The organism is Micromonospora sp. NPDC049799, assembly GCF_040656655.1.
In the GTDB taxonomy this organism is placed as follows: Bacteria; Actinomycetota; Actinomycetes; order Mycobacteriales; family Micromonosporaceae; genus Micromonospora.
The window spans coordinates 1-8620 of record NZ_JBFAMU010000204.1 but is presented as its reverse complement, the minus strand read 5'-3'; the positions used below and the strand labels follow the sequence as shown (position 1 = coordinate 8620).

Annotated in this window: 9 protein-coding genes; 5 read left to right on the top strand and 4 right to left on the bottom strand. The window is 71.9% G+C overall.

Annotated elements, in window-relative coordinates:
* Positions 1-201 precede the first annotated feature (201 nt).
* Both AB0I76_RS16745 and mug read left to right on the top strand, forming a co-directional pair.
* Complete coding sequence (locus AB0I76_RS16745) at positions 202-969, top strand: SDR family oxidoreductase (protein WP_357035700.1); 768 nt, start codon at positions 202-204, stop codon at positions 967-969.
* Positions 969-1568 (top strand): G/U mismatch-specific DNA glycosylase, encoded by a 600-nt coding sequence (mug, locus tag AB0I76_RS16740; protein ID WP_357035697.1) that lies wholly within the window; start codon positions 969-971, stop codon positions 1566-1568. Before AB0I76_RS16745 ends, mug begins: the two co-directional genes overlap by 1 nt.
* 26 nt (positions 1569-1594) lie before the next feature.
* On the opposite strand, the gene AB0I76_RS16735 is transcribed toward mug, so the two are convergent.
* The 3 genes from AB0I76_RS16735 to AB0I76_RS16725 all read right to left on the bottom strand — a co-directional run bounded on the left by AB0I76_RS16735 (position 1595) and on the right by AB0I76_RS16725 (position 4726).
* Positions 1595-3571, bottom strand: coding sequence for an ABC transporter ATP-binding protein (locus AB0I76_RS16735; protein WP_357035702.1), 1977 nt, complete (start codon positions 3569-3571; stop codon positions 1595-1597).
* 113 nt (positions 3572-3684) lie between these two features.
* Positions 3685-4452 carry an enoyl-CoA hydratase/isomerase family protein gene (locus AB0I76_RS16730; RefSeq protein WP_357035694.1) on the bottom strand — a complete coding sequence of 256 codons (768 nt, stop codon included), beginning with the start codon at positions 4450-4452 and terminating at the stop codon, positions 3685-3687.
* A gap of 46 nt (positions 4453-4498) precedes the next feature.
* A complete protein-coding gene (locus AB0I76_RS16725) occupies positions 4499-4726 on the bottom strand; it encodes a helix-turn-helix domain-containing protein (RefSeq protein ID WP_007462679.1) in 228 nt (75 codons plus the stop codon).
* A gap of 209 nt (positions 4727-4935) precedes the next feature.
* Here AB0I76_RS16725 and AB0I76_RS16720 point away from each other — a divergent pair, with 209 nt between their 5' ends.
* A complete protein-coding gene (locus tag AB0I76_RS16720) occupies positions 4936-5535 on the top strand; it encodes a cadmium resistance transporter (RefSeq protein ID WP_357035691.1) in 600 nt (199 codons plus the stop codon).
* A 24-nt stretch (positions 5536-5559) separates the two neighbouring features.
* Here AB0I76_RS16720 and AB0I76_RS16715 read toward each other — a convergent pair whose 3' ends face one another.
* Complete coding sequence (locus AB0I76_RS16715) at positions 5560-7164, bottom strand: ABC-F family ATP-binding cassette domain-containing protein (RefSeq protein ID WP_357035688.1); 1605 nt, start codon at positions 7162-7164, stop codon at positions 5560-5562.
* A 247-nt stretch (positions 7165-7411) separates the two neighbouring features.
* On the opposite strand from AB0I76_RS16715, the gene AB0I76_RS16710 reads away from it, so the two are divergent.
* Positions 7412-8329, top strand: coding sequence for a neutral zinc metallopeptidase (locus tag AB0I76_RS16710; protein WP_357035685.1), 918 nt, complete (start codon positions 7412-7414; stop codon positions 8327-8329).
* 91 nt (positions 8330-8420) lie between these two features.
* On the top strand, positions 8421-8620 hold a 200-nt coding region (locus AB0I76_RS16705; RefSeq protein ID WP_357035682.1), incomplete at its 3' end, for a hypothetical protein.

The following is an 8620-nucleotide window of genomic DNA, read 5'->3' as shown; positions in this document are numbered from 1 at the left end:
TCCTCCGCCCCGCCCCCCGCTACCCCCACCCCACCCCTCCCCACCCCCTCCCCACCCCCTCCCCCTCCCCCTCCCGCGATCTTGCACTTTCGGTCGCCGCTTCGTCCTTTCTGCCCTTGTTTGACGGGGCAGGAAGTGCATGATCGCGGGGATCGGGGGCGGCGGATGCCGGCACCGGGCGGGTGCGGCAGGATCGACGGCATGGATCTCGGACTGACCGACCGGGTGTACGTCCTGACCGGGGCCTCCCGGGGACTGGGGTTCGCCACCGCGCGCTGCCTCGTGGACGACGGGGCGAAGGTGGTGCTCTCCGCCCGGGACGCCGACGCGGTGGCCGCCGCCGCGCGGGACCTCGGCGGGCCGGAGCACGCCGTGGGGCTCACCGCCGATCTGGTCGACCCGGAGGCACCGGAGCGGCTCGTGGCGGCGGCGCGGCACCACTTCGGCCGGCTCGACGGTGCGCTGGTCTCGGTGGGCGGTCCCCCGGCGGGCACCGCCGCGTCCGTCGACGACGCGCGGTGGCGGGAGTCGTTCGAGACGGTCTTCCTCGGCACCGTCCGCGTCGTACGGACGGTCGCCGGTGTCCTGGCCGAGGGCGACGGCGGCGCGATCGGCCTGGTGCTGTCCACCTCGGCGCGCTCCCCGGTGCCCGGGCTGGGTATCTCCAACGGCCTGCGGCCCGGCCTGGTCGGGATGGCGAAGGACGTCGCCGACGAGTACGGCCCACGGGGCGTACGCGTCGTGGGCCTGTTGCCCGGGCGGATCCGGACCGACCGCAGCGAACAGTTGTTCGCCGCCGCCGCCGACCCCGACCAGGCGCGCGCCGAGGCCGAGGCGGGCATCCCGCTGCGGCGGATCGGCGAGCCGGCGGAGTTCGGCACGGTGGCCGCGTTCGTGCTCTCCCCCGCCGCCGGCTACCTGACCGGGATCACGGTCCCGGTCGACGGTGGCGCACTGCGGAGCCTGTGATGGTCGGGGCGGACCCTGCCCCCGGAAGGCGGAGTCGCGCGGCCGGGGCGTACCCGCGGCCCACCCGCGAGGAGCTGGCCGCGGCGGCGGAGCGGACCCTTACCGACGTGATCGCGCCCGGTCTGGACGTGCTCTTCGTCGGCATCAACCCCGGCCTGTGGTCGGCCGCGACCGGGTGGCACTTCGCCCGCCCCGGCAACCGGTTCTGGCCGGCGCTGCACCGGGGCGGGTTCACGCCCCGGTTGCTGCACCCCAGCGAGCAGGACGAACTTCCCGGGTACGGCGTGGGAGTCACCAACATGGTGGCCCGGGCCAGCGCCCGGGCCGACGAGCTGACCGCCGGTGAGCTGGTCGACGGGGCGCGGATCCTCACCGGAAAGGTGGAGCGGTACCGGCCCCGGTGGGTCGCCGTGGTCGGGGTGACCGCCTACCGCGTCGGGTTCGCCCGGCCGAAGGCGGCCTTCGGCCCGCAGCCGGAGCCGCTCGCCGGTGCCCGGCTCTGGGTCCTGCCGAACCCGAGTGGCCTGAACGCGCACTTCACCCCGGAGACCCTCGGCGCCGCGTTCGGCGAGCTGCGGACGGCAGCCACCGCCGGGTGAGGCGCCCGGGCCGACCGTGTGACCGGTCAGTTGGCCGAGGCCGGCGGCAGGGCGTCGTCCGGGATGTACGAGCGCATCGGCAGCGTCACCGGCTCCGGGCCGGTTGCGTCGGCGTACGGGGTGGGCGAGTCGGCGACCGCGAACTGGGTGCGGTACAGCTCGGCGTAGAGCCCGCCCACCGCGACCAGCTCGTCGTGCCGGCCCCGCTCGACGATTCGCCCCTCGTCGAGCACGAGGATCTGGTCGGCGTCGCGCACCGTGGAGAGCCGGTGTGCGATGACCAACGCGGTGCGACCGGTCAGCGCCACCGAGAGGGCCCGCTGCACCGCCGCCTCGCTCTCCGAGTCGAGGTGGGCGGTCGCCTCGTCGAGGATGACGATCGACGGGGCCTTGAGCAGCAGGCGGGCGATCGCGATGCGCTGCTTCTCGCCGCCGGAGAAGCGGTAGCCCCGCTCGCCGACGGTGGTGTCCAGGCCGTCCGGCAGCGCACGCACCAGGTCGGCGACCTGCGCGCCCGCGAGCGCCGCCCAGATCTCGTCGTCGGTGGCGTCCGGCTTGGCGTAGCGGAGGTTCTCCGCGATCGTCTCGTGGAACAGGTGCGAGTCCTGGGTGACCACGCCGATCTCGTCGCGCAACGAGTCCAACGTGGCGTCCCGTACGTCGACGCCGCCGACCAGCACCTGCCCGTCGGTCACGTCGTAGATCCGGGAGATCAGCATCGACAGCGTCGACTTGCCGGCGCCGGACGGGCCCACCAGGGCGATCATCTGCCCGGGCTCGACGCCGAAGGAGACGCCCTTGAGCACCGGCTCGTTGACCGTACGGTCCAGCGCGGCGACCTCCTCCAGACTGGCGAGGGAGATCTCGGCGGCGCTCGGGTAGCGGAAGAACACGTCGCGGAACTCGACCCGGCCGTTGCCCCGGGGCACCGGCACGGCGTCCGGCCTCTCCTCGATGCCGGGCCGCAGGTCGAGCACCTCGAAGACCCGGTCGAAGGAGACCAGCGCGCTCATCACGTCCACGCGGACGTTGGACAGCGCGGTGAGCGGGCCGTACAGCCGGGTGAGCAGCAGCGCCAGCGTCACCACCGTGCCGGCGCTGACGTTGCCGGTGACCGCGAGCCAGCCGCCGAGGCCGTAGGTGAGCGCCTGGGCCAGCGACGCGACCAGCAGCATCGCGACGAAGAACGTCCGCGAGTACATCGCGGACTGGATGCCGATGTCACGGACCCGCTCGGCCCGGTCGAAGAAGCGGCGGGCCTCGACGTCGGGCCGGCCGAAGAGCTTGACCAGCAGGGCGCCCGCGACGTTGAACCGCTCGGTCATCGTCGCGTTCATCTTCGCGTCGAGGTCGTACGACTCGCGGGTGATCTCGGCGAGCCGCTTGCCGACGCGACGGGCCGGGATGATGAAGATCGGCAGCAGCACCAGCGAGAGGGCGGTGATCTGCCAGGAGAGGGTGAACATCACCGCGGCGGTGAGCACCAGCTGGATGACGTTGCTGACGACCCCGGACAGCGTCGAGGTGAACGCCCGCTGCGCGCCGAGCACGTCGTTGTTGAGCCGGCTGACCAGCGCACCGGTCTGGGTGCGGGTGAAGAACTGCAGCGGCATCCGCTGGACGTGGTCGTAGACGCGGGTGCGCAGGTCGAGGATGATGCCCTCGCCGATGCGGGCCGAATACCACCGTTGGGCCAGTGACAGCAGGGCGTCGGCCACCGCCAGCGCGGCGATGAACAGCGCGAGCCGGACCACCAGCGAGCCGGCCTCGGAGCCGCCCCGGTTGATCCCGTTGATGACGTCACCGGCGAGCACCGGGGTGGCGACACCGATGATCGCGGCCACCACCACCGTCACGAGGAAGACCAGGATGTCGCGGCGGTACGGCTGGGCGAAGGCCACGATCCGCCGGGCGACCCCGCGCTTCAGGCGGTGGGAGGAGATCTCGTCGCGGTTGCGCATCGACCGGAGCATGCTCCAACTGGCCATGCCACCGCCGGACATCGGGTTGGACACACGCACCTCCGGGTGGTCGGGCTGACCGCAGTCGTCAGGTCAATTCTCCCGACCACTGTGACAACCTCGGTCGTAACCCGGATCTTCCCGAACGGTCCTTACTATTCTCCGCGACCGGCCAGATCACGCAGCCGGCGGGTCTGCGCCTCCCGCTCGGCCCGCTGCTGTTCGGCGGCGGACCGACCGGTCGCGCCGGCGATCAGAGCCTTGATCTCCACGACGGCGTCCCGGTTACCGGCCAGCAGGCCGGCGGTGAGATCGCGGACGGCGACGTCCAGCTCCACGGTCGGCACGACCAGGGTGGCCAGGCCGATCCGGTCGGCCTCGGCGGCGTCCATCCGACGGCCGGTCGCGCAGATCTCCAGGGCCCGCGAATAGCCGACGAGGTCGACCAGGCGCTTGGTGCCGGCCAGGTCGGGCACCAGCCCGAGCGTCACCTCGGCCATGGAAAACTTGGCGTCCTCGGCGAGCACACGCAGGTCACAGGCGAGCGCGAGCTGGAAGCCGGCGCCGATGGCGTGCCCCTGCACGGCGGCCACCGAGATGACGTCCGGGCGGTGCAGCCAGGTGAAGCCGGCCTGGAACTCGGCGATCCGGTCGGCGCACTCCTGCTCCGGCAGGGTGGCGAGCTCGGCGAAGGAGCCCGGCCCGGAGGCACCGGCCACCGACAGGTCGAGGCCGGCGGAGAACGCCCGCCCCTCGCCCCGGACGACCACCACGCGTACGTCGCCCGGAAGATCCCGGGAGAACTCGCTCATCGCCCGCCACATCGCCGGGGTCTGGGCATTGAGCACGTCGGGCCGACACAACGTGACCGTTGCGACCGGCCCGTCGCATTCCAGCCGTACCCCGGTCGCCTCGGCGGTCACCGGGCGGCCCGGGGCGCGGCGCTGGTGGACGACGCTGGTGGGCGGGTCACGCCTTCTTGCGGCGCCGGGCGCCGCCGCGCTGCCGCAGCTGCACCCCGGACTCGGTGAGCACCCGGTGGATGAACCCGTAGGATCGTCCGGTCGAGGCCGCGAGCGCCCGGATGCTCTCGCCCGAGGTGTACCGCTTTACCAGGTCCTTGGCGAGCGTCTGACGCTCGGCTCCGACGATCCGGCGACCCTTCTCAGTGCTGGTGGCTGTGCCGGTGGCTGCCATGCTGTGTCCTCACGTCCCAGACTGTGCGGTTCGGATACGGTCCCACCTATTAGACCGTCTCGAACGATCATGCGCCAGATATCAACTCTTCGCCAACCGACACGCTATGCAATGTCAGCTTCCCGATAGCGTGATCCCGCCGACCGGCCCCACCGAGCGCGCCGTCGGCCGTGCGTGCCCCCGGTCCCGCCGGACCGTACGCTCCGCGCATGATCGACCTGCTCGGCACCGCGGCCGGCGCGGCCCTGGTCTTCGCCGCCACCGACATCGACGACATCGTCGTCCTGACGCTGTTCTTCGTCGCCGCCCGCAACACGGGCCGCCCCCGGACCTGGGAGATCGTCGCCGGGCAGTACCTCGGCATCGCCGCGCTCGTCCTGGCCAGCGCGGTCGTCGCGGCCGGGCTGCTGGTGGTCCCCGACCCGTGGACCGGCCTGCTCGGCCTGCTGCCGATCGCGCTCGGCGTCCGCGCGCTGCGGCACTCCGACGACGACGAGGCCCCGGCGGTGGTGACCGGGGCCCTCGGCGTGGCCGGCGTGACGATCGCCAACGGCGCGGACAACGTCGCCGTCTACGTTCCCGTGTTCCGAGCCCTCGGCCCGGCCGACAGCGCGGTCTTCGTGCTCGTGTTCGTCGTACTCGTCGCCCTGTGGTGCGCCGCCGGGGCCTGGCTCGGCGGGCATCCACGGGTGACCCGGGCGGTCGAGAAGGCCGGCCACCGGCTGGTCCCGGCGATCTTCATCGCCATCGGCGTGGTGATCCTGGTCAGCTCGGGCGTGGTCGGCCACCTGCTCGACCGGGCCGGCTGACCGCCCGCGACCGGTGGCCGACGGTCAGGCCAGCTCGACCAGCTCCAGGAGGTCGTCGCTCCAGGCGTCCTCGTCGCCGTCGGGAAGCAGGATGGCCCGGTCCGGCTTGAGCGCCATGACCGCGCCCGGGTCGTGGGTGACCAGCACGATCGCACCGGGGTAGCGGGCGATCGCGTCGAGCACCTGCTCCCGGCTGACCGGGTCGAGGTTGTTCGTGGGCTCGTCGAGCAGCAGGACGTTCGCGCCGGAGCAGACCAGGGTGGCCAGCGCCAGGCGGGTCTTCTCACCACCGGAGAGGACGCCGGCGGGCTTGTCCACGTCCTCGCCGGAGAAGAGGAACGCGCCGAGGATCTTGCGTAGGTCGGTGTCCGTCTGGTCGGAGGCGGCGCTGCGCATGTGCTCCAGGATCGTCCGCTCCACGTCCAGCGTCTCGTGCTCCTGGGCGTAGTAGCCCAGCCGCAGGCCGTGGCCCGGGTGCACCCCGCCGGTGTCCGGCTCCAGCAGGCCACCGAGCATCCGCAGCAGCGTGGTCTTTCCGGCGCCGTTGAGCCCCAGGATCGCCACCCGCGAACCGCGGTCGACCGCGACGTTCACGTCGGTGAAGATCTCCAGCGACCCGTACGACTTCGACAGCCCGGTGGCGGTCAGCGGGGTCTTGCCGCAGGGAGCCGGGTTCGGGAAGCGCACCTTGGCCACCTTGTCGGAGACGCGTACCTCCTCCAGCCCGGAGATCAGCTTCTCGGCCCGACGGGCCATGTTCTGCGCGGCGACCGTCTTGGTGGCCTTGGCCCGCATCTTGTCGGCCTGCGCCATCAGGGCGCCCGCCTTCTTCTCGGCGTTGGCCCGCTCCCGACGGCGGCGGCGCTCGTCGGTCTCGCGGGCCTCCAGGTACGCCTTCCAGCCGAGGTTGTAGACGTCGACCACCGAGCGGGTGGCGTCGAGGAACCAGACCTTGTTGACCACCGACTCCAGCAGCGACCCGTCGTGGGAGATCACGATCAGGCCGCCCTTGTGGTTGGCGAGGAACCCCCGCAACCAGGTGATCGAGTCGGCGTCGAGGTGGTTGGTGGGCTCGTCGAGCAGCAGGATGCCGCCGCCGTTCTCGCCGGCGTCGCGGAACAGGATCCGGGCCAGCTCGATGCGGCGGCGCTGACCGCCGGAGAGGGTGCCGATGGTCTGCGCGAGGGCCCGGTCGGGCAGACCGAGGTTCGCGCAGATGCGGGCGGCCTCCGCCTCGGCGGCGTATCCGCCGAGGGAGGCGAACTGGTCTTCCAGGGCGCCGTAGCGGCGGACCAGCTTGTCGCTGGCGTCCTCGGCGAGCTTGGCCTCGATCTCCTTCATCTGGGCCATGAGCACGTCCAGACCCCGTGCGGAGAGCACCCGGTCCCGGCCGGTGACCTCCAGGTCGCCGGTGCGCGGGTCCTGCGGGAGATAGCCGATGGCGCTGCGGCGGTCGATCTGGCCCGCGTACGGCTGCCCCTCCCCGGCGAGCACCTTGAGCGTGGTGGTCTTGCCGGCGCCATTGCGGCCGACCAGGCCGATCCGGTCGCCCGGCTGTACCCGCAGCGTGGTGTCGGACAGCAGGATACGAGCGCCGGCACGGAGCTCCAGGCCGGTGGCAGTGATCATTTCGACGGACTCGCTCTCGGGGTCTGGAAGGGCTGACTCAGGCACGCGAAAGCGCCGGCGGACGCGGTGGGTCCGTCGGCGCGGGGCGTTTCAGCCTTCGCAGAGCAGCACCCGACAAGTGTACCGGGCGCCGCGGAGTCGCCCCGCCGGATTACCAGCCAAGATCATCGGGTACGGAATCCGTCGTCCGGACCCCGTCCGGTACCGCAACCACCACAACTGGACCACACGGGCGATCGGGGTAGATATGGAGCTGAACGAGAATGCACGGATCGACACCAGTCAGGTGGACGACCGGCGCGGGTCGGGCGGAGGCGGCGGGATGGGCGGGATCCCCATTCCCATCGGAGGCGGGCGTGGCGGCATCGTCGGCATCGTCATCGCCGTGCTGGTGGCCCTCGTCGGCGGCGGCTTCGGCCTGAACGCAGCCACCAACGGCGGCGGTGGTGAGCAGGGCGACAACACGTCGCTGGAGCAGACGTGCGCCGCCGAGGACGCGCTCGAGAAGCTCGAATGCCGCAACACCCTCTACGTCAACTCCATCCAGGCGTACTGGCGCACCGCCCTGCCGCAGGCGTTCGGCGAGCAGTACAAGGCCTCCGACACCGTCTTCTTCAGCCAGGGCGTCAACACCGCCTGCGGCCAGGCCGACTCGGGCGTCGGCCCCTTCTACTGCCCGGCGGACTCGCTGGTCTACATCGACCTCACCTTCTACCGGGTGCTCGCCGACCAGCTCGGCGCCGAGGGCGAGTTCGCGCAGCCGTACGTGCTCGCCCACGAGTACGGCCACCACGTGCAGAATCTGCTCGGCACCAACGAGCAGGTGCGTCGCCAGCAGCAGCGCGACCCGGACAACGCCAACGACCTGTCGGTCCGGCTGGAACTCCAGGCCGACTGCTACGCGGGCGCCTGGGCGAAGAACGCCACCGGAACCGCGGACGAGGGCGGTCAGAAGATCTTCACCAGCATCACCGAACAGGACATCCAGCAGGGCGTCGACACCGCCGAGAAGATCGGCGACGACGCCATCTCCGAGCGGGCGAACCGGCCGGTGAACAAGGACGAGTTCACCCACGGCTCGTCGGCGCAGCGCCGCGACTGGTTCACCCGCGGCTACGACAGCGGTGACCCGAAGACCTGCGACACCTTCAAGGGATCCGTCTGAGCGGCCCGCTCTGCGGCGTCAGGAAGGGCCCCCTGTTATGCGGAAAGCGATAACAGGGGGCCCTTCCTTACACCGGGTCGCGGACGAGGACGTGGACGGCGCGGGCGGCGGCGACCGCCGCGACGAGCACCGCGTGCCGGGGTTCCGGCACGTCGAGCAGGCGCTCGGACCGCAGCCCGGCCAGCGGCGCGAGCCGGCGGTGGACGCCTCCCGGGCCACCTGTGGCGGCACCAGCATCATGCAGATGTCCTGGACGAGCATGCGGCGTTCGGCTCGCGCGTTGGAGACCGC